Here is a 607-nt window from a genome sequence, read left to right on the forward strand (position 1 = left end):
TCAGTTTTGAAGGAGTATTTCTCCTTTGCGGGCCTATAGCTCAGTTGGTTAGAGCGCACGCCTGATAAGCGTGAGGTCGGCTGTTCGAGTCAGCCTAGGCCCACCATTTGAATATTTTTGGTTTTCTTATGGGGCTGTAGCTCAGTTGGGAGAGCGCCTGCCTTGCAAGCAGGAGGTCATCGGTTCGATCCCGTTCAGCTCCACCATTTTCTAAAAAAATAATACTTGAAAGTAGATAAGAAGATATGCTAAATTAGTCTTCGTCACTTTTGAGAAATGAGAAAAATCGTCTGGTGATGATGGCGGAGGGGACACACCCGTTCCCATGCCGAACACGGCCGTTAAGCCCTCCAGCGCCGATGGTACTTGCTCCGCAGGGAGCCGGGAGAGTAGGACGTTGCCAGGCGGACGTAAAAGGATCGTCTGCTAAAATCGCCTCATCCATGAGGCAACGCAGACACTAGCACATCCTGTGCGTCGTCGTTCTTTGAAAACTGGATACTGCATGTAATTGCTAAGGATATTTAAAGTGTAAGTACTTTTTAGTGCTAACCAATTGTGGTTAAGTTACTAAGGGCACACGGTGGATGCCTTGGCGCTAGGAGCC

The 607-nt window shown here is 48.8% G+C and carries 2 tRNA genes and 1 rRNA gene; all 3 read left to right on the forward strand.

The features are described 5' to 3' along the window. The first annotated feature begins 29 nt into the window (after positions 1-29). The 3 genes from C3B52_RS35760 to rrf all read left to right on the forward strand — a co-directional run bounded on the left by C3B52_RS35760 (position 30) and on the right by rrf (position 406). Positions 30-106 (forward strand) — tRNA-Ile (locus tag C3B52_RS35760). 24 nt (positions 107-130) lie between these two features. After that, positions 131-206, forward strand: a tRNA-Ala gene (locus C3B52_RS35765). A gap of 83 nt (positions 207-289) precedes the next feature. Continuing rightward, a 5S ribosomal RNA gene (rrf, locus tag C3B52_RS35770) occupies positions 290-406 on the forward strand. The last annotated feature ends 201 nt before the right edge of the window (positions 407-607 follow it).

The sequence above is a fragment of the Brevibacillus reuszeri genome (assembly GCF_002897295.1).
Taxonomy (GTDB): domain Bacteria; phylum Bacillota; class Bacilli; order Brevibacillales; family Brevibacillaceae; genus Brevibacillus; species Brevibacillus reuszeri_A.